The 19,301-nt window shown below is 68.4% G+C and carries 18 protein-coding genes and 2 tRNA genes; 8 read left to right on the forward strand and 12 right to left on the reverse strand.

From position 1 onward, the window contains the following. Window positions 1-6: 6 nt before the first annotated feature. The 4 genes from LTT66_RS04870 to LTT66_RS04885 all read right to left on the reverse strand — a co-directional run bounded on the left by LTT66_RS04870 (window position 7) and on the right by LTT66_RS04885 (window position 3,977). A complete protein-coding gene (locus tag LTT66_RS04870) occupies window positions 7-1,011 on the reverse strand; it encodes a conjugal transfer protein (protein WP_233064366.1) in 1,005 nt (334 codons plus the stop codon). A gap of 67 nt (window positions 1,012-1,078) precedes the next feature. Further along, window positions 1,079-2,203: a GAF domain-containing protein gene (locus LTT66_RS04875; protein ID WP_195152886.1), complete on the reverse strand. Its 1,125-nt coding sequence runs from the start codon at window positions 2,201-2,203 to the stop codon at window positions 1,079-1,081. A gap of 377 nt (window positions 2,204-2,580) precedes the next feature. Continuing rightward, the gene (locus tag LTT66_RS04880; protein WP_233064374.1) at window positions 2,581-3,474 is read right to left on the reverse strand and encodes an ROK family protein; all 894 of its coding nucleotides are present in this window, start codon (window positions 3,472-3,474) and stop codon (window positions 2,581-2,583) included. Between the two features lie 50 nt (window positions 3,475-3,524). Next, window positions 3,525-3,977, reverse strand: coding sequence for a hypothetical protein (locus tag LTT66_RS04885; protein ID WP_195065496.1), 453 nt, complete (start codon window positions 3,975-3,977; stop codon window positions 3,525-3,527). Between the two features lie 267 nt (window positions 3,978-4,244). On the opposite strand from LTT66_RS04885, the gene LTT66_RS04890 reads away from it, so the two are divergent. Further along, complete coding sequence (locus LTT66_RS04890; RefSeq protein WP_233064383.1) at window positions 4,245-4,967, forward strand: MerR family transcriptional regulator; 723 nt, start codon at window positions 4,245-4,247, stop codon at window positions 4,965-4,967. A 399-nt stretch (window positions 4,968-5,366) separates the two neighbouring features. Here LTT66_RS04890 and LTT66_RS04895 read toward each other — a convergent pair. Next, window positions 5,367-5,443, reverse strand: a tRNA-Pro gene (locus LTT66_RS04895). Between the two features lie 47 nt (window positions 5,444-5,490). Then, window positions 5,491-5,564 (reverse strand) — tRNA-Gly (locus LTT66_RS04900). Window positions 5,565-6,643: 1,079 nt separating this feature from the next. Between LTT66_RS04900 and LTT66_RS04905 the strand changes: the two genes are divergently transcribed. Continuing rightward, window positions 6,644-7,594: a GGDEF domain-containing protein gene (locus LTT66_RS04905; RefSeq protein WP_195065497.1), complete on the forward strand. Its 951-nt coding sequence runs from the start codon at window positions 6,644-6,646 to the stop codon at window positions 7,592-7,594. A 26-nt stretch (window positions 7,595-7,620) separates the two neighbouring features. Here the strand turns inward: LTT66_RS04905 and LTT66_RS04910 are convergent, their stop codons facing one another. Both LTT66_RS04910 and LTT66_RS04915 read right to left on the reverse strand, forming a co-directional pair. After that, window positions 7,621-8,433: an Fpg/Nei family DNA glycosylase gene (locus LTT66_RS04910; protein WP_233064385.1), complete on the reverse strand. Its 813-nt coding sequence runs from the start codon at window positions 8,431-8,433 to the stop codon at window positions 7,621-7,623. A 23-nt stretch (window positions 8,434-8,456) separates the two neighbouring features. Continuing rightward, window positions 8,457-8,930, reverse strand: a complete 474-nt coding sequence (locus tag LTT66_RS04915) for a ribose-5-phosphate isomerase (RefSeq protein WP_181723919.1) — start codon at window positions 8,928-8,930, stop codon at window positions 8,457-8,459. Between the two features lie 176 nt (window positions 8,931-9,106). Between LTT66_RS04915 and LTT66_RS04920 the strand changes: the two genes are divergently transcribed. Next, window positions 9,107-10,216, forward strand: coding sequence for a M48 family metallopeptidase (locus LTT66_RS04920; RefSeq protein ID WP_233064405.1), 1,110 nt, complete (start codon window positions 9,107-9,109; stop codon window positions 10,214-10,216). 38 nt (window positions 10,217-10,254) lie between these two features. On the opposite strand, the gene LTT66_RS04925 is transcribed toward LTT66_RS04920, so the two are convergent. Further along, window positions 10,255-10,896 carry a mycothiol-dependent nitroreductase Rv2466c family protein gene (locus LTT66_RS04925; RefSeq protein ID WP_195103989.1) on the reverse strand — a complete coding sequence of 214 codons (642 nt, stop codon included), beginning with the start codon at window positions 10,894-10,896 and terminating at the stop codon, window positions 10,255-10,257. A 179-nt stretch (window positions 10,897-11,075) separates the two neighbouring features. On the opposite strand from LTT66_RS04925, the gene LTT66_RS04930 reads away from it, so the two are divergent. The 4 genes from LTT66_RS04930 (at window position 11,076) to LTT66_RS04945 (ending at window position 14,816) form a co-directional block, all read left to right on the forward strand. Next, window positions 11,076-12,308, forward strand: a complete 1,233-nt coding sequence (locus LTT66_RS04930) for an NAD(P)/FAD-dependent oxidoreductase (RefSeq protein ID WP_233064407.1) — start codon at window positions 11,076-11,078, stop codon at window positions 12,306-12,308. Window positions 12,309-12,417: 109 nt separating this feature from the next. Continuing rightward, entirely contained in the window at window positions 12,418-12,819 is a 402-nt protein-coding gene (locus tag LTT66_RS04935) for a YciI family protein (RefSeq protein ID WP_233064409.1), read from the forward strand. Next, window positions 12,816-14,081, forward strand: a complete 1,266-nt coding sequence (locus LTT66_RS04940) for an RNA polymerase sigma factor (protein WP_233064411.1) — start codon at window positions 12,816-12,818, stop codon at window positions 14,079-14,081. The genes LTT66_RS04935 and LTT66_RS04940 overlap by 4 nt, the downstream gene beginning before the upstream one ends. Before the next feature lie 252 nt (window positions 14,082-14,333). Further along, window positions 14,334-14,816, forward strand: coding sequence for an NUDIX domain-containing protein (locus LTT66_RS04945; RefSeq protein ID WP_233064421.1), 483 nt, complete (start codon window positions 14,334-14,336; stop codon window positions 14,814-14,816). A gap of 3 nt (window positions 14,817-14,819) precedes the next feature. Here the strand turns inward: LTT66_RS04945 and LTT66_RS04950 are convergent, their stop codons facing one another. Then, on the reverse strand, window positions 14,820-15,656 hold the full coding sequence (locus tag LTT66_RS04950) for a phosphoribosylaminoimidazolesuccinocarboxamide synthase (protein WP_233064423.1): 837 nt from the start codon (window positions 15,654-15,656) through the stop codon (window positions 14,820-14,822). A 218-nt stretch (window positions 15,657-15,874) separates the two neighbouring features. Between LTT66_RS04950 and pepN the strand changes: the two genes are divergently transcribed. Beyond that, window positions 15,875-18,457, forward strand: a complete 2,583-nt coding sequence (gene pepN / locus LTT66_RS04955) for an aminopeptidase N (RefSeq protein ID WP_233064434.1) — start codon at window positions 15,875-15,877, stop codon at window positions 18,455-18,457. A gap of 70 nt (window positions 18,458-18,527) precedes the next feature. Here pepN and LTT66_RS04960 read toward each other — a convergent pair whose 3' ends face one another. Beyond that, entirely contained in the window at window positions 18,528-18,992 is a 465-nt protein-coding gene (locus tag LTT66_RS04960) for a DUF5130 domain-containing protein (RefSeq protein WP_195152898.1), read from the reverse strand. Then, window positions 18,979-19,257, reverse strand: a complete 279-nt coding sequence (ctaJ, locus tag LTT66_RS04965; RefSeq protein WP_195103977.1) for an aa3-type cytochrome oxidase subunit CtaJ — start codon at window positions 19,255-19,257, stop codon at window positions 18,979-18,981. Before ctaJ ends, LTT66_RS04960 begins: the two co-directional genes overlap by 14 nt. Between the last annotated feature and the right edge of the window lie 44 nt (window positions 19,258-19,301).

The following is a 19,301-nucleotide window of genomic DNA, read 5'->3' on the forward strand; positions in this document are numbered from 1 at the left end:
CTCGGATCAGTTCTGTGTCGCCGGCGGAATCGTCACCGACGTCGAGGGTGGCGAGGTCGAAGTGGGCGGCGCTCCGCCTCGGGAATCCCCACCAGAGACCACTGCCAGTGGACTCGACAAGGCAGGAATCGGATCTATGGAAACCACCTGCCACTGACCGGCATTGCGGATCATGGTGAGCGGATAGGACAGTGTCGCGGCGGCGCCGGTATCGGCTTTGGGATTGACGGTGGCCAGCACTTGGGCCTTCGCGCCGCCGGAGCCGCAGCTCGAATCATCCGTGGTGAGCGAGGCCAGCTCGACGGCGGTGAACGGAGGAGGTTTCAGTGCGGCCAACCCGGCATCCGGCGTGGTGTAACGCGCCACGTCACCCTTTCCGGCCAGCATCGCACTCAGGAAACCCGCGGCGACCTGCCCGAGCGGCGTGTCCGGTGCGCAGGGCGCACCGTAGGCCAGTTTGAGATCGACGCCTTTCGCCGGAGGCTCGACCTCCGCGGGCGTCGACAGCGCACGTAGCCGCCCATCGGAGACCGACACCGCGACACGGTAGAAGTGCCGTTGCTCCGGCGCTGCGGCGGCGCCGGCTTTGCCAACTCGCGCCGACACTGTCACCGACCAGACATCGAGTGCACCCGTCGAGACGACGCGCGAGACATAGACGACGGACGGGTCGGAGACTTGGCGTGCCGATGAAGGCAGCGTGATCTGCTGATTGGAGCCGACGAATTCGCCGATCCGATCCTGTTGCCCCGCAACGGCGGCGAGGTAGGTGACGACGAACTGCTCGGCGAAAGAGCCGACCAAATGCGCGCGCCCGACAATCGCCGTCGTCGAATCATCCGACGGCGCAGGAGGTCCTTCGTCGAAGACACTGAGGATCGCGTGGCCGCCGCCGAGTACGGCGAGTACGGCGAGCACCGCGACCACGATGTTGTCGCGACGGCGGCGAGCGGCCATCCGGCGAAGCAGTGCCTCACCCGAATCTGCCGGTCCCCGAACCACTGTCCTCACTCCCGAGATGGTAGAGAGCAAAGGCGTTCCCAACCGGACGGCAGTTCCCACCCCTGGGAATCAATCGTCAGCAGGCCGGACTGCTTTTCATTCGCCCCGCAAGCCAATGCCGCAATTGTTCGTCATAGCCGATCGGCGCGCTACGCTGCCGCGGTTCCAGCACCTGCCGATGGGTTTCCAGCAACGGAACGTCGTCGGCGACCCGGACCAACTGAGCGATCGCCAGCTGTCTGCTGGAGTACCCGGGATAGGGGTACAGGAGCAGCGAGGTGGGTGTGTAACCGCCACCGTAGTTGAGTACTCGCAGCGTCACACCGCAACTGTCACCCGACCGCAGCCGGTCGCCGAGTTCCGCCAGCTTGGGACGATCCTCCGGATGGAAGACGTCGACGGGCCGGAAGAGGTAGTCCCACCGCACCCACGGCGCCGGGTCGGTGAGCCAGTGCGAGATGCTGGTGTGCTCGAGTTGGATCACCGCCAGATGCGTACCCGCCCGGCGGTGCGCCTCACGCAATCCGATGCGCTCCAGAGTGGGCCACGCCGCGGGCGCGTTCTCCGACGTCACGTCCTCGATCAGCCACCACGCGCCGCGCGTGCGCTCGTCGTCGCGCGCCCGGATGGTGATCCGCCACTGGGCCGGGCGTCCGAATCCGTGCACCACGGTGGTATCGAATTGCATTCGCTCACCGGGCTTGGGGTCGTAGAGCAGGTCGAGCACCTCGGCGTGCCGATCGAAACTCGAGACCCGGTGGAACAGTTCCGCGATCGACATCCTCGGAACGTACTGTTCGGCGGTGCTGCCGGACAGCCGCGTGATGCCGCTGGGTTGCTGGATCGTCTGACTGCTCAGGTCCCAGATGGCGCCGACCGCGGGGCGCGGCACAGCCACGCGCTCGGAGGCCGGGCCGAGCCACAGTCGCACCGCGTGCACGTCGCCGGCCGGGCCGAAGATCGGACGGATGAGTAGCTGGTGCCGTCCCGCGCGCGTCTGAATGGCCAGGTCGACATCCCGCGCCTGGTCGTGCGCGGTATGGATCGCCTCCGTCAGGCCCGCCGTCGTCAGCTTGTCGTACAACGCGGGCGTTTTGGACAGCGTCCGCTGCAACACCCGCTGCCAGTTCGCGAACTCACGCGGTGCATCCCCCACCGAGGCCACGGACATGCCATCCGGCGCCAACGTCTCGATCGTCACCCATGGAATCACTGCGCCACTTCGCTTCGCACTTGCCCGACCAGCCGTTCCTCCGGGTCCGCCTCAACCCGGATCAGACATCTTGTGACTCAGGCAATGTACCGTTATTTAGCGGCTCAATCAACCTGCGAGAGAACCGTCTGTTCTCATGAAGTCTCCGTCATATTCATGGCACACACGTAGGCGTGTTCATTTTGTTCACGTTAAGTTCGGTCGAGCCGCGCTCGTATCGGCGCGCAGCCCAACGGCACATCCGCTGCAAACCCGCACACAAGATCAACCGCAGCCGTCGTCCGAGGCCCGTGGCATTCTCATGGCTAATTTCGCACGCAGCCGAAACGTAATCTAGCCCAGGGCTTATGCCGTTTCGCGATAGATCAGGCGTTCCTTCCGGCCAGCGCCAGCACACCCGCACCCAAGATCGTCGCAGTGTCCCCGAGCTGCGAAGGAATCACGCGCAATCCGGGTAGGAAACTCAGCCTGGCATGCGTGGCGACGGCCTCGCCCAGCGGTTTCCACAACGCGGGGCCGGCTCCGGCGAGCGAGCCGCCGAGCACCACGAGGTCGATATCGAGCAATGCCGCCACCGAGGCGATCGCCCGGCCGAGCGCAGTGCCCGCCCGGCCGAGCGCCGCGGCCGGGATGTCCTCGCCCACGCGAGCGGCATCCAGCAGCTCTCGTACCGATGTGCCCGCCCAGCCCTGCTCCCGCGCCCAGCGCACCACGGCCAAGCCGCCGGCGACCGCCTCCAGACATCCGCGGCCGCCACAGGAGCACCGATCGTCGAAGCCAGGAACCAGGACATGACCTACATGCCCCGCGTTGCCGGTACGCCCCACCAAGCTGAAGCCGCCTACCACGACCCCACCGGTGATCCGATCGGAGACGCTGATCGCCAGACTGTCCATCACTTCGCTCGTCGCGCCGAAACCTCGCTCCGCCAGCGCCAGGCAGACGCCGTCCAGCGCGAGCGGAACCTGCGCTTCCGGGAACAGCTGCCGGGCGGCTCGGACGATGCCGAAACCCGCTCGCCATTCCGGAACTTCAGCGGGAGCGATCACCCCGGCCGCCATGTCGATCGGCCCGGCCGAAGCGATGCCGAGGGCGGTGACCTGGTCGCCGCCCGCGACCTCGAGCAGCAGCTCCTGGCATCGGTCCCAGGCGCCCGTCGCCGGGATCGGGATCCTTCGGATGTCGTCGGTGCCGACATCGTCGGCGACCCTGGTCGCCGCGAAACCCGACGACCCGATCTCCAATGCCAGCACTGTCATGAGTTACGCACCACCGAAGGGCTCGACGCGAATAGGTTCACGCAGCATAGTCACAGACCGTCGGTGCCGGTCGGCTTCAGGGGTTGCCCGAGCACGATGTGCCGACGGGGAGCCGGAAGGGTGGACACGGTGCGCAGTGGGCGAGGCCCATTGCGGATGATGCGCATGGGGCGTTTGTGGTCGATCGGAGCGGCACGGTGCCGGTCCAAGTTCTCGATGACGCCGCCGGAGTTGTCATAGGCGACGCCGGCCCAGATCATCGCGCGGGGACCGTCGCCGCGGGTCGTGAGGGTCTGCGCCAACTGCTGGCACTGCACGAGCAGCGGGCAACTCTGACAGGTGCGCACTGCCGCTCGCCAGGCGTCCGGATTGCCGGTGTCCATGTCCCAGTTGTCGGGGACATCGGCGCACGGGGGCCGCAGGTTCGACTTTGCCGGAATCGACGAGATCTTTGCCGGTGCAATGGATCCCGTGTCCATCGGAAGGGTTCGCGTAATGCTCATAGCCATCTCCGGGGATGCCGAGCACACACCTCTGGCAGGTGCGTGGCCCATGGAACGGACGGTCATCAGGGCTGCTCAACAGTCCCCGGAACCCAGCCGCGATAAGCTGGTCTACGCACGGTAGCCCACTGTTGCCCAGCACACAACCTCTTGTACCGCTATGTAACGGCTCGTTGACCTTGAAGCAACACCCAGCTACCGTCTTTAACGGCACGTTATGAAACGGAACGTTTTCCACGGAGGCCCGACTATGGTTTCCTTTTAAACATGGCTGCAGACTCTGAATTCACGATCGACGAACTGGCACGGGCAGCCGACACCACCGTGCGCAGCGTCCGCGTGTACCACGAGCGAGGTCTCCTGCCCTCGCCGGAGGTGCGCGGGCGGATCGGGTACTACGGGTCGGACCACCTCAACCGGCTGCAAACGATCAGCCGCCTGCTGGGGCGGGGCATGAAGCTGAACGGGATCAGGGAGTTGCTGGAAGCCTGGGACCGCGGCGACGGACTCGCCGACGTGCTCGGGGTGAAGAACGCGAACGCGGCCGAAGCGGAGTCCGAAGCCACCACCGAACCTCAGGACAGCTACACCGAGCTGCCGGACTACGCGAAGCAGGCACTGGCCTCCAGCGAGGATCCGCTCGAGGCCTACCGGGTCACCAACCCGCGATGCTGCGATCTGGCCACTCGGCTCACCGACACCGGGCTCCCGATGCAGGACACCTTCCAGTTGGTCGAGCGCCTCCGCACCGACTGCGATCGCATCGCCGACCGCTTCGCCACCGAGTTGTTCTACCGGCTGGCCGGGCAGACCTACGAGGAATCCGCGCGGACCCCCCGGGACCGCACCAAGCTCGAGACCGACCTGGCGATCGCCCGGTTGATCGTCACCCGCGCTGCTTCCGAACTGATCGATCAGGCGTTCGCCCGGCACTCCGAGTTGCCGCCATCCTCGGTGGCCTCCGGGCCCAAGGCGCAGGCCGAGCAGTAACAGCGCGGCCGCGAACTTCCGCGGCCGTCTGCTGTTCTGGTATTTCCATCCGGCACTGTCGAATACTTACGTAGACAAACGCGTTCACGTCTTAACAGCTCGTCGGCAGCGGCGGGCCGAATGTCTCGTATCCCCGGTCTTGTTCGCCGAACACATTGGCCGGCGAATCGACGAAGTCACCTACGCACGACCTGTGCCGAAGAGTTGCCACAAGATGCCCGACGGCAGCCCCTGCGGGCGGCAGTGGCGATGCGAAACTCCCCCGGCGAAATCAGCACCCCTGGGCTGTACCCCGGTAGGGCGAACCCCTCTGGCATACCTACGCATGCCGATCCGAACGATCGAAGACGCCGAAGCGGAACATCAACCTGACGACGCGAACCCTCGCCCCCCGAACGATGGTCGGGGTGACAGGATTTGAACCTGCGACCCTCCGCTCCCAAAGCGGATGCGCTACCAAGCTGCGCTACACCCCGTGTCCCTCGCGGCGGCGGGGCGGCCGCCGACGAGGATGATTGCTCCGTGGAGCGGGTGACGGGAATCGAACCCGCACCATCAGCTTGGAAGGCTGAGGTTCTACCATTGAACTACACCCGCAGGCATACGACACCGATGGGATCGCCACGATGCCGTGTGCGATCCGACTGTACCGAACCCGGTTCCCGAAACGCCAATCAGCCCCCCGCGCAGCGCGATCTCGCAGGTTGCCCGCCGGAGCGCTCCAGGGTTGCCGCGTCCAGTCTTGCACGGCGGTCCCACCGGCGCGCAGCGGCGCGCTGACAGAAATTTTAGAGGTTATTTTTCATTGAAACTCTGGCGTGTCGGATTCCGGTGGGCGAAACTCGAATGACACGTGACGACCCCGTCGGGGAAGCGTGGCCCACCGCCACCTGTCACGCCGGGAAGTTCACTCGAGGGAATTCCGATGAGGACCGCACGACTCGCCGTCACGGCCGACGCGCTCGGCGTGTCGCAGAGCTGCGCCCACCGCGCTCGGAGCGAATGGCCGCGATCCGCCCCGAGCGCGAGTCCGTCCCGCGAATTGTCGGCTGTTCGCGCGGCAACCTCGCCTCCGGGCGCCCCGCCGTGGCGACCGGCGACCCGCCGCACCGCCCGGGAGCACACCGCACAGCCGTCGGCGCGGCCGCGGCCACCCGCGGACGGCGTCCGCAGCGGCCCGCCGCGTGTCGACGCGAAGACCACGAGCATGCGCCCACCGCGGCGCGACCGCACAGGACAATCATCGGGAACACGACACGGAAGACGAGGCCCTCGCGTGCGAGAACAGATTCTCGTGAAAGCGGCGGCGCGGGGTCGGCCCGGACGATCAGCGGCGCACCGCTGTCAGCACACCTCGTTCAGCGTGTCGCCAGCGCGTCGCGGCGCGATTTTGCAGCGAACAAAAAACGGGTGTAACACCAACGCGTCGGGAACGATCACACACCCGATCGCCATTCGCGAGGTATCGAGAACACGTTGCAAATCGGCGCTTTTCGATGCCGAGTGGCTTGCTAGGATCCTTTTTGCCGGACGGGGGTATCTGGAAAGGGGGCGGTGAACGTGCGCCGAACCAGGTGGACACAACCGCGTAGCAGTGGGAACGATCGGGGTGACGCCGGCGCCTGTGTCAGTACAGGGCACCTGGGTACCGACGTCGTCCATACCGGGTGAGTCCGATGTCGACCGACATCGAGCCCCCGGTAGCCGCCATGGCCCGAGCGTGGGCCCGGGCGGTCTGCGCCGAGCCCGGATGCGGCACGGCGCCCCACCAGCTGGAGCCGGTGCTGGTGGAGATCGTCGAGCGCCTGCTCACGCTCGCCAGGTCCGAGCCCTTCCCGGTGCCCGAAGCACGGATGCTCGGCGCCAGGCTCGCCGAGGAGCCATTCGACCGGATCCGGATGCTGGCGCAGGCCACGCGCTGGCTGCTCGGTTTTCCCTCCGGCGCGCCCGGTTCCCTGGTCGCCACACGCTGGCCGTTCATCGCCAGCCAGGCCATCGACAGTTACGCCCAGGCGCTGCAGGAGCGGGCGCTGGCGCAGCAGGAGCAGAACCTGTCGGCCAAGGTGTCGTTGCGGGTGCAGGAGATCGCCGCGTTGCAGCACCGGCTGCGCCACGAAGCCACCCACGACGCCCTCACCGACCTGGCCAACCGGACGCTGCTGCAGGACAAGGTGCGCATGATGGCCACCGATCCGACCCGCGGCGTCGGACTGCTGCTGATCGACCTGGACCGGTTCAAGCAGATCAACGACGGATACGGACACGCCATCGGCGACGAGGTGCTGGTCGAGCTGGCGAGCAGGCTGCGCGAAGCCTGTCCCCCGGACACGGTGATCTGCCGGTACGGCGGCGACGAGTTCGTGCTGGCGACCAACCCGCACCGCAACACCCTGGGCGACCTCGCACACCGGATCGTGGCCGCACTGCGCGACCCGGTCTGGTCGTCGGCTGGGCCGGTTCCGGTCTCGGCCAGCGTCGGCACCGCCTACAACCCGCCGGGAAGCCCGTTCGACTTCACAGATCTGCTCCGCCGCGCCGATCGCGCCATGTACTCGGCGAAGACGGCGGGCGGACGCCGCTTCGCCATCGCGGACGAGCCGGATATCGACACCGCCGTCGCGGGCTGATCGGTCCGCGGCCGGCCGCCGTCCGGTCAGCTGGGCTGGCAGGCGGGGCACCAGAAGAGATTTCGCGCCTGCATCACCTGATGGGCGATCGGCGTGCCGCACAGCCGGCACGGAGCGCCCGCGCGGCGGTAGACATAGGTGCGTGGACGATCGGGAGCATACGAGGGCTCGCCGTGATCGTGCTCGGGTCGCACCACGACCATCTTGCCGACGCGCACCCCCACCCGCATCAGCGCGAGGAGATCGGTCCACATCTGCGACCACTCGCCGACCGACAGATCCGTGCCGGGACGATGCGGCGAAATGTGATGCCGGAACAGCAGTTCGGCGCGATAGACATTGCCGACCCCGGCGACCACCTGCTGGTCCATCAGCAGGGCGCCGATCGGTCTGCGCGAACGACGGATGCGCCGCCATGCTCGGTCCGGGTCGGCGCCGCGCCGCAGCGGGTCCGGGCCGAGCCGGTCGGTGAGCGCGGCGACCTCGGGCGGGAGCAGGATCTCGCACGCGGTCGGCCCGCGCAGATCGGTGCCGAAACCGGGCTGGCCGTCCGGCCCGCCGAACAGGCGCATCCGAACCTGACCCACCGGCTCCCCCATCGGCAGCTCGGATTCGGTGAACGCTCCGTACAGGCCGAGGTGCACGTGCACGACCAGCCCGGAGTCGTAGTGGTGCAGCAGGTGTTTTCCCCACGCCTCGGACCTGATCAGCACCCGGCCGTCCACCCGGGCCGCGCCCTCGGCGAACTTGCCCTGCGGGCTGGATACGCGCACCACACCGCCCGCGAGGCGACGCTGATGCAGCCGCGCGAGGCGGTGCAGCGTATGTCCTTCCGGCACAGCCGGTTACAACCGCGGTGCGCTCAGTACGCGGGAACCGCCGGGGCGACTCCGGTCTTCTCGTACTCGGCGAGGATGTCGATGCGCCGCTGGTGGCGCTCCTCGTCCGACCACGGGGTGGCCACGAACGCGTCCACGATGGCCAGCGCCTCCTCGGTCGAGTGCATCCGGCCGCCGATACCGATCAGCTGCGCGTTGTTGTGCTGGCGGGCCAGCTTCGCGGTCTCCACGCTCCAGGCCAGCGCGCAGCGAGCGCCGGGCACCTTGTTCGCGGCGATCTGCTCGCCGTTGCCGCTGCCGCCGAACACCAGGCCGAGGCTGCCCGGGTCGGCGACGGTGCGGCGGGCCGCCTCGATGCAGAAGGCGGGGTAGTCGTCGAGCGCGTCGTATTCGAGCGCGCCGCAGTCGACGACCTCGTGACCCGCCTGCTCCAGATGGGCCTTGACGTGATTCTTCAGTTCGAAACCGGCATGATCGGCACCCAGGTAAACGCGCATGGCAGGCATTGTGTCAGGCGGCCACGGCGCGGACGGCAAGAGGGCGTGCCCCGCGATTAACACCACGGCAGGCCTGCGCGAATCGACTGATACGCCAGTTGTGTTCGCGGCCACACGGCCCCGTGACACGGCAGACGCGCCGACCCCGTTCCCGGCAACTGAATAGAGTTCATCCCATGCAGCCGTTCGAACCCCAGCCGCCCGGTCAGGCGGGCCGACAGGCCGACCCGTACGCCCCGCAGGGCGGGTGGGTCCCGGCTCAGGAGTCGCCCGCCGCGTCCTCCGGCGGGCCGTACACCTTGGGCTCGTATCCGGCCGCACCCCCGGCTCCGTATCGGGCGCCGTACGACTCCTACCCCGGCGTTCCTGTCCTGCCGCCGGCGCCGCCGCAGCGCCAGCCCCGCGGTCTGTCGCCGTTCGGCATGCCCGCTCGGCACAGCTGGGAGATCCCGATGCTCGTCCTCGTGGTGGTGCTGACGGTGTTCGCCTACCTGATCGCGCTGCTGCTGCTGGCGACCGGCAACTTCGACCAGTACGTCCTGGCGTTCGCGGCCGCCCCGCTGCTGCTGTGGTTCGGTCGCGGTATCAACTACGCGAGCCAGCGGGTGAACGGCGTGAAGATGTCACCCACCCAGTTCCCCGAGGGCTACCGGCTGGTGGCGGAGGCCGCCGCTCGCTTCGGCATGGCGAAGGTGCCGGACGCGTACGTCGTGCTCGGCAACGGCCAGATCAACGCGTTCGCCAGCGGACACGGCTTCCGGCGCTACGTGGTGGTCTACAGCGACCTGTTCGAGATCGGCGGCGCCGCACGCGAACCCGACGCGCTGGCATTCATCATCGGCCACGAGGTCGGCCACATCGCGGCCGGGCATACGTCGTACTGGCGGCAGCTGGGCATGTTCCTCGTGCCGTTCCTGCCGATCATCGGCAGCAGTCTGATCCGTGCGCAGGAGTACACCGCCGACAACCACGGTTTCTGTCACCGGCATACCGGGGCGCCCGGCGCCATGGGCACCCTGGCCGCGGGCAAGTACATGAACAGACTGGTCGGCTTCGACGAGATGGCCGATCGGGCGCCGTCGGAGAAGGGCTTTTTCGTCTGGATGGTGAACGCGCTGTCCAGCCACCCGGTGCTCACCTGGCGGATGTGGGCGCTGCGCGATCGCAGCAGGCACGGAAAGCTGTTCATGCGCCCCGAGCGGCCCAAGGGCGCCGGTGCGCCGATGGGCGGCTATCCGAGTTCCTACGCTCAGGTACCGGCGAGTCCGCCGAAATCCGTGCTCTGACCGGGACGGGCGCCCCGCGGAGCCACCCGCCCCAGTACTCAGTCGAACGACGGCGCTTCGGTCCGCGTGCGCTTCAGCTCGTAGAAGTGCGGGTAGGAGGCCAGCGCCACGGCACCGTCCCAGACCTTGCCCGCCTCCTCGCCGCGCGGAATCCGGGACAGGACCGGACCGAAGAACGCGGTCCCGTTGATGTGAATGGTCGGGGTGCCGACATCCGGTCCCACCTTGTCCATGCCCTCGTGGTGGCTCTTGCGCAGCGCCTCGTCGTAGTCGGTGCTGTCGGCGGCCGCGGCCAGCTCGGCGGGCAGACCCACCTCCGCCAGCGAGTCGGCGATCACCGCGGCGAGCGTCTCCTTGCTGGTCTCGCGTTCGTACTCGGCACGCCGATTGTGGATACGCGTGCCCATCGCGGTGTACAGCGGCGAGAGCACCTTGTCGCCGTGCTCCTGCGCCGCGGCGATCGCGACGCGGACCGGGCCCCAGCCCGTCTCGAGCAGTTCCTGGTATTGCGGGGACACGTCCTTGCCCTCGTTCAGCACCGACAGGCTCATCACGTGGAACCTGGTCTCGATGTCGCGCACCTGCTCGACCTCGAGGATCCAGCGGGACGTGATCCAGCACCAGGGGCACAACGGGTCGAACCAGAAATCGGCGACGTCCTTGGCAGCTTTGTCGGTCACGGGCGGCTTCCTCTCGATCGCATGCGGACGGACGGCACGCACACGTCGCCGCCCTACCGAGCAACCACGGCGGCTCCCGATTCGTTCCCACCCGGCTCGCCGTTTTCCAGAGCCGCCCGTACGGCTGCCAGTAGGGTTGGTCGGCAGGAGCCTGGTTCCCTTCGGAGAAGGAGTCCGCTATGAGTTCTGACCAGCATTTCGTCATCGTCGGCGGCGGACTGGGCGCGGCCAAGATCGCGGAAGCCTTGCGGGCCAAGGATTTCGACGGAATCGTGACGCTGATCGGCGCCGAGGAGCACCTGCCCTACGAGCGGCCGCCGCTGTCGAAGGAGCATCTCGCGGGCAAGAAGTCGTTCCCCGAGTTCATCGTCGACCCCGCGCAGTGGTACCGCGACCACCACATCGATGTCCGGCTCGGCACCACCGTCACCGGGCTCGACCCGGCGGCGAAGACGATCACCCTGCCCGACGGTTCCACCCTGTCCTACGACAAGCTCGCGCTGGCCACCGGCTCCACGCCGCGAACGCTGCCCGTTCCCGGCGCCGACGCGCCCAACGTGTACACGCTGCGCACCATCGAGGACTCCGACACGTTGATCGAGCTGTTCGGCAGCGCGCGGCGGATCGTCATCATCGGAGCGGGCTGGATCGGCCTGGAGGTCGCGGCGGCGGCTCGCGCGGCCGGCGTCGAGGTGACCATCGTCGAACGCGGCGACCTGCCGCTGCGCGCGGCGCTCGGTCCGGAGATGGGCCAGGTGTTCGCCGACCTGCACCGGGCCAACGGTGTCGACTTCCGGTTCGAGGCACAGGTCGAGGCGATCACCACCGAGGAGGCCATCGCGACCGATGTCGCCAACGGCGTCCGGCTGGCCGACGGCAGCACGATCGAAGCCGACGCGGTGCTGGTCGCCGTCGGCGCGCGCCCGAACGTGGAACTGGCCGCCGATGCCGGGCTCGCGGTGGACGACGGCGTGCTCGTCGACGAGCGCCTGGCCACCAGTGATCCCGATATCGTCGCGGTCGGCGACATCGCCGCGCAGCAGCACCCGGTCCTCGGCAGGCGGATCCGCGTGGAGCACTGGGCGAATGCACTCAACCAACCTGCGGTCGCCGCCGCCACCATGCTCGGCAAGCAGGCCGCCTACGACCGGCTGCCGTACTTCTTCACCGACCAATACGACCTGGGCATGGAGTACACCGGGTTCGCCGCGCCGGAGGAGTACGCCAAGGTGGTCGTGCGCGGCGACACGGCGGCGCGCGAGTTCGTGGCGTTCTGGCTGGATTCGGCCGACCGTGTGCTCGCCGGGATGAACGTGAACGTCTGGGACGTGACCGACCGGATCAAGGAACTGATCCTGGCGGGCGAACCGGTCGATCCGGACCGGCTGGCCGACACGACGACGGATCTGTGACCTGAATCACTGAGAGGATGTGTCGAATCCGAACACTGGGCTGCGACCTCCTCGCGAGCGTCACCGAGACGCTCCACACGGCCGAGCGCCGGAGGAGAGGAAACGAATCATGAAGTACATGCTGCTGAAGACCCACGGCCCCACCGCCCACTGCGACACACCGATCAGCGAATGGTCCCCGGAAGAGATCCGGGCGCACATAGACTTCCAGCGCGCACTAGGTGCACAGCTGGCCGAGGCGGGCGAGTTGGTGGACGCGCAGGGTTTGGCCGGGCCGGACGAGGCGCGCGTCGTCAGTTCGGACGGGCGGTCGGCGCCGGTGGTCACCGACGGGCCCTTCCCGGAGACCAAGGAGTTCTTGGCGGGGTACTGGATCGTCGATGTGGACAGCCCCGAACGGGCCTACGAGATCGCCGCGCAGGCCTCCGCCGCGCCCGGGCCGGGCGGTAAACCGATTGGCGAGTACATCGAAGTTCGCGCGGTGATGGGCGCCCCCGCCACCGAGCAATGAGCGACCGGCGTGCGGTGCCCGACGACACACCGCTCCCGGCGAGCACCGAGGACCTGCTGCGCGCACTGGCGCCGCAGGTCCTCGGAACGCTCGTCCGCCGGTTCGGCGACTTCGACACCGCCGAGGACGCGCTGCAGGAAGCACTGCTGGCGGCCGCGACCCAGTGGCCGCGGGAGGGCCAGCCGGACCATCCACGGGCCTGGCTGATCCAGGTCGCGCAGCGTCGCATGGCCGACGCCGTGCGCGCGGAGGTGGCCCGGCGGCGCAGGGAGACCACGGCCTTCGACCGCGAGGTGACCGATGCCGTCCCCGTGGACACCGACGACACGCTGACCATGCTGTTCCTGTGCTGCCACCCGGCGCTGTCACCCGCCGCCGCCATCGCCCTGACGTTGCGCGCGGTGGGCGGGCTCGGCACCGACCAGATCGCCCGCGCCTTCCTGCTGCCGGAAGCGACGATGGCGCAACGGATCACCAGGGCGAAGAAGAAACTCGCCACGGTCGAGCGCCCCTTCGCGCAGCCGGGTGACGTGCAGTGGCGGGAGCGGCTCGGCGCGGTCCTGCACGTGTTGTACCTGATCTTCAACGAAGGCCATACCAGCAGTTCGGGGCAGGCGTTGCAGCGTACGGATCTGTCCGACGAGGCGATCCGGCTCACCAGGGCGGTGCACCGGCTGCTGCCCGAGGACACCGAGGTCGCCGGGTTGCTCGCGCTGATGCTGCTCACCGACTCCCGTCGCGCGGCGCGCACCGGGGCGCACGGCGAACTCATCCCGCTGGCCGAACAGAACCGTGCGCTGTGGGATCGAGCGCTGATCACCGAAGGAACGACCCTGATCACCGGCACGCTGGCGCACGGTTTGCGCGGGCCCTATCAGATCCAGGCAGCCGTAGCGGTGCTGCATGCGCAGGCCGCGCGCTCGGAGGACACCGAGTGGCCCAAGATCCTGGCGCTGTACGACCGGCTCGAACAGCTCTCGGACAATCCGATGGTGACGCTCAACCGTGCGGTGGCGACGGCGATGGTGGCGGGGCCACAGGCCGGTCTCGCACTGGCCGGGACACTCGACGCGCACCTGGCGAATACGCACCGGCTCGACGCCGTGCGCGGCCACCTGCACGAGCTGGCCGGTGACCTCGACGCGGCCGTCGGTTGCTACACCAAGGCCGCCGCCCGCACGACGAGCGTGCCCGAGCGCGACTACCTCACGATCCGTGCGGCACGGCTACGCCACGACGCCCGTGCGAATCCGGCGGGGTGAGCGCTTCCAACCCACTCATCCGGCGGTGCGGACGATCGACGGGAGCCCCGATAAGTCCACGACGCCCATCCCCGCCGCTCACCTGCCGGAGCGAAGGCCGCACCGAAGCACGACCGGCGTTTGCGTAGGGGCCACTCCCCGTGGACCTCGCGGAGCACGGCGGTGGCCGTGCGTCTATCGGGCACTGGTCGCTCCGACGACGCGCCGGTGGTCGCGGGCGGACGTGACGCGCAGCCGGGGCAGACTACGCGTGTGGCAGACAAACACAGTGCCGGAGTTCTGGTGTTCCGCCGGAGCTCGAACGGAGCCGTCGAGGTGTTGCTCGGGCATATGGGCGGCCCGTTCTGGGCGCGAAAAGATCTGGGCGCGTGGTCGATTCCGAAGGGCGAGTACGAGCCGGAGACCGAGGACGCCCGTCTCGCGGCGAGCCGCGAGTTCACCGAGGAACTGGGACTGCCGGTCCCGGACGGCAGCTGGCTGCCGCTGGGCGAAGTGCGCTACGGCAGCGGCGCGGGCAAGAAGACCCTCACCGTCTGGGCCGTCGAGGGCGATCTCGACCCCGCCGCCGTCGTGCCGGGAACCTTTCAGCTGGAATGGCCGCCGCGCTCCGGCCGGCTCGCGGAGTTCCCCGAGATCGATCGCGCCGAATGGTTCGACACGGCTACCGCCCGCGACAAGCTGGTGGCGGGCCAGCGGCCCTGCCTGGACCGGCTGGCCGAGCACCTGCCGGACTGACCGCTAGCGCGCCACGCCCGCCCAGGTCAGGCCGGTGATGAGTTCGTAGGCCTCCACGTACTTCTGCCGCGTCGCCGCGACCACGTCGGCGGGGATCTCCGGCCCGGGCGGCTCCTTGTCCCAGCCGGTGGAGGTGGACCAGTCGCGGACGAACTGCTTGTCGAACGAGCGCTGCACCCGGCCCGGCTCCCACTCGTCGGCGGGCCAGAACCGCGAGGAATCCGAGGTGAGCACTTCGTCGCCGAGAGTGAGGACATCGCCGTCCCAGCCGAATTCGACTTTCGTATCGGCGACGATGACGCCGCGTTCGGCGGCGTGCGCCGCGCCCCGGGTGTAGAGGTGCAAGGTCAGCTCGCGCAGCCGCTCGGCGACCTCGCGTCCCTCCTGGTTCACCACGTCCGCGAAGGTGATCGCTTCGTCGTGCCCCTCGGAGGCCTTGGTGGTCGGTGTGAAGATCGGCTCGGGCAGTTTGTCGCCCTCGCGCAACCCGGGCGGCAGCGCGACCCCGCAGACCGAGCCCGTGCGCCGGTACTCCACCAGCCCCGACCCGGTCAGGTAGCCGCGCGCGATGCACTCCACCTGCACCATCTTCAGCGGCTTGACCCGGATGCCGCGGCCGGCGAACTCGGCGGGCACGTCGGTGGCGGAGACCACGTGGTTGGGCACGTCGGTGAAGTACTCGAACCACCAGTTCGACAACTGCGTCAGCAGCGCGCCCTTGTCCGGGATCGGCGTCGGCAGCACCACGTCGTACACCGACACCCGATCGGACGCGACCAGCAACAGCGTGTCGCCGTCCTCGTACAGGTCACGCACCTTCCCGGCGTGCACATGCTTCAACGTCGAGCCTCCGAATCCGTGGTGGTGAACCTGCGCTGCACCAGGCAGAATACCGCCGCCGCCGGACCGCGGCCGTCACGCCGTCGGTCTGGGCGCGGTACCGGCGTGGAGGGGGCGGGTGTCACTAGGGTTGGTCGGGAAAGTCCCGCGCGGCCTGCCACACCGAGGTGGCATTGTGGTTGTCGCCCGTGCCAGTTCTTCGACCACGAAGGAGCCTTATGTCCGCACCCAACCTCACTCGCGACCAGGCGATCGAACGCGCCGCGACGGTTTCGGTCGAAAACTACCGCGTCGAGCTGGATCTCACCGACGGGGCGGGCAAACCGGGCGAGCAGACCTTCTTCTCCCGCAGCACCGTGACCTTCACCGCGACGCCCGGCGCGAGCACGTTCATCGACATCGTGGCGCGTGGCGTGCGCTCGGCGGTGCTCAACGGCGCCGCCCTGGACATCTCCGGCTACGACGAGTCGACCGGGATCACGCTGCCCGACCTGGCCGAGCGCAACGAGCTGGTGGTGGAGGCCGACTGCGAGTACTCGCACACCGGCGAGGGCCTGCACCGCTTCATCGACCCTGCCGACGACGCGGTGTACCTGTACTCACAGTTCGAGACCGCCGACGCCAAGCGGATGTTCGCCTGCTTCGACCAGCCGGACCTGAAAGCCACCTTCGACCTCGCGGTCACCGCGCCGGAAGACTGGCAGGTCATCTCCAACGCCGCCGTCGTGCAGACGCTCGCGGCTGACCCGGGCAAGCACGTCTTCCGCACCACCCCGAAGATGAGCACCTACCTGGTCGCGCTCATCGCCGGTCCGTACGCCCAGTGGACCGACGTCTACACCGACGAGCACGGCAGCATCCCGCTGGGCATCTACTGCCGCGCGTCGCTGGCCGAGCACATGGACGCCGAGCGGCTGTTCACCGAGACCAAGCAGGGTTTCGGCTTCTACCACGAGAACTTCGGCGTCCCGTACGCGTTCGGCAAGTACGACCAGCTGTTCGTCCCCGAGTTCAACGCGGGCGCGATGGAGAACGCGGGCGCGGTGACCTTCCTGGAGGACTACGTCTTCCGCTCCAAGGTCACCCGGGCGTCCTACGAGCGGCGCGCCGAGACCGTGCTGCACGAGATGGCGCACATGTGGTTCGGCGACCTGGTCACCATGAAGTGGTGGGACGATCTCTGGCTGAACGAGTCGTTCGCCACCTTCGCCTCGGTGCTGTGCCAGTCCGCGGCCACCGAATACACCAACGCCTGGACCACGTTCGCGAACGTGGAGAAGTCCTGGGCCTACCGGCAGGACCAGCTGCCCTCCACCCACCCCATCGCCGCGGACATCCCCGATCTCGCCGCCGTCGAGGTGAACTTCGACGGCATCACCTACGCCAAGGGCGCCAGCGTGCTGAAGCAGCTCGTCGCCTACGTCGGCCTGGAGCCGTTCCTGTCCGGTCTGCGCGCGTACTTCGCCGACCACGCCTACGGCAACGCCACCTTCGACGACCTGCTGTCGGCGCTGGAGAAGTCGTCCGGGCGCGACCTGTCCACCTGGGGCTCGCAGTGGCTCAAGACCACCGGACTGAACATCCTGCGCCCGGACTTCGAGGTGGACGCCGACGGGCGGTTCAGCTCGTTCGCGGTCGTGCAGGAGGGGGCGCAGCCGGGCGCCGGCGAACGGCGGGTGCACCGTCTCGCCATCGGCGTGTACGACGACCAGGACGGAAAGCTGGTGCGCACCGAACGCGTCGAGCTCGACCTCGACGCCGCCGAGCGGACCGAGGTGCCCGCGCTGGTCGGGGTGCCGCGCGGCAAGTTCGTGCTGGTCAACGACGACGACCTCACCTACTGCTCGATCCGTTTGGACGCCGATTCGCTCGACGTGCTGGTCAACCGCATCGCCGACATCGCGGAGCCGCTGCCGCGCACGCTGGCCTGGTCGGCGGCCTGGGAGATGACGCGCCAGGCCGAGTTCCGCGCCCGCGACTTCGTCGCTCTGGTCGAACGTGGCGTCGGCGCCGAGAGCGAGATCGGTGTGGTGCAGCGGCTTCTGATGCAGGCCAACACCGCGCTGAGCAGCTACGCCGATCCGGAGTGGGCCACGACCACCGGCTGGCCGGAATACGCGAACCGGCTGCTGGAGCTGGCCCGCGAAGCGGAGCCGGGCTCGGACCACCAGCTGGCCTTCGTCAACGCGCTGACCGGCGCGAAGCTGTCGGCCTGGCACACCGAGGTGCTGCGCGAACTGCTCGACGGTGATCCGGCGAAGGTCGGGCTGCCCGGTCTGGCGATCGACACCGACCTGCGGTGGCGGCTGGTGTCCGCGCTCGCGGCGGCGGGCGAAATCGATGCCGACGGGCTCGATACGCCGGTCATCGATCAGGAGCTGTCCAACGACTCCACCGCCGCGGGCAAGCGCCAAGCGGCCGCCGCGGCGACGGCGCGTCCGATCGCCGAGGTGAAGGAGCAGGCGTGGGCGACGGTGATGGGTGACGACTCGGTGCCGAACATCACCGCCCGCTCGATCGTCGGCGGCTTCGCGCCCGCCGGGCAGGGCGAGCTGCTCACGTCCTATGTGGAACGGTATTTCGCCGAGGTCCCCGGCGTCTGGGAACGTCGCTCCAGTGAGGTCGCTCAGACCGTTGTGGTCGGGCTCTACCCGCACTGGGCGATCAGCGAGGACGCGGTGGCCGTCGCCGACAAGTTCCTCGCGGGCGACCACCCTCCGGCGCTGCGCCGCCTGGTCAGCGAGGGCAAAGCGGGCATCGAACGCTCGCTGCGCGCCCGCGCCTTCGACGCCCAGCCGTAGAACGAAACCGGCGCGTCCACCCGATGATCGGGTGGACGCGCCGGATCACGACACGGATGGGAGCGGACCGCTATCTCCCGATCGCCGCTGCCATCACGCGAACCGCGGAGACCAGGCCGTCGATCAGCTGGCCCTGCCGGAACGAGCTCAGCGCGGCGGTGACGCCGAGCTGGCAGACGCGGTCGTTCGCGCGGTCGGCGACTGCGCGGCCCGAGCGCACCTCGATCGCCTTGTCGTTGGGCGAGACGGCGATGAGCACCGAGTGCGCCGCCTCCGGCGTGCCAGGGAAGATCGCGTCCGCACCCGCGGCCGGGTCCGCACCCAGATCGCCGATGTAGACGTTGAACCGCACTTTGGTCGCGCGGGTCGCCTCGGTGAGCACGTTGTCCATGGTGAGCCGCTCATCATCGTTGAACGGCGCTTCCTTGAACACGTCGCCCGCCTCGTGCACGCCGGAGACGCGCCCGCTGCTGGTGATCGCGTATCCGTGCGGCAATTCGGCTTCGACCACCGCGGGCCACTTAGAACCTGCCACTTGCCCGTCCTCCGATCAGCTCCACCTCGGTGGACTCGATGGCCGCATGCTGTCCATGCGGCGTTTCCGCGAAGTGGTGACCCGAGCCGATCACCTCTTCAGTGGCACTCCACAGCACCGGCTGCTGGGTCCACTTCTGGCCGAGGGCGAAGTGGACCGGCTTCTCGCCAGGCAGTGGCTTACCGAGGAACGACAATCCGGCGATCACGCCGTAGATCACCAGCGGGATGCCGGCGAAGATCAGCACTGTCTCGAGAATGCTCACGGGTCAAAGGTAGACGATGCTCTGTAGTAGTTCTCCGTCCGGTC

The sequence above is a fragment of the Nocardia gipuzkoensis genome (assembly GCF_021183645.1).
GTDB classification, from domain to species: Bacteria; Actinomycetota; Actinomycetes; order Mycobacteriales; family Mycobacteriaceae; genus Nocardia; species Nocardia abscessus.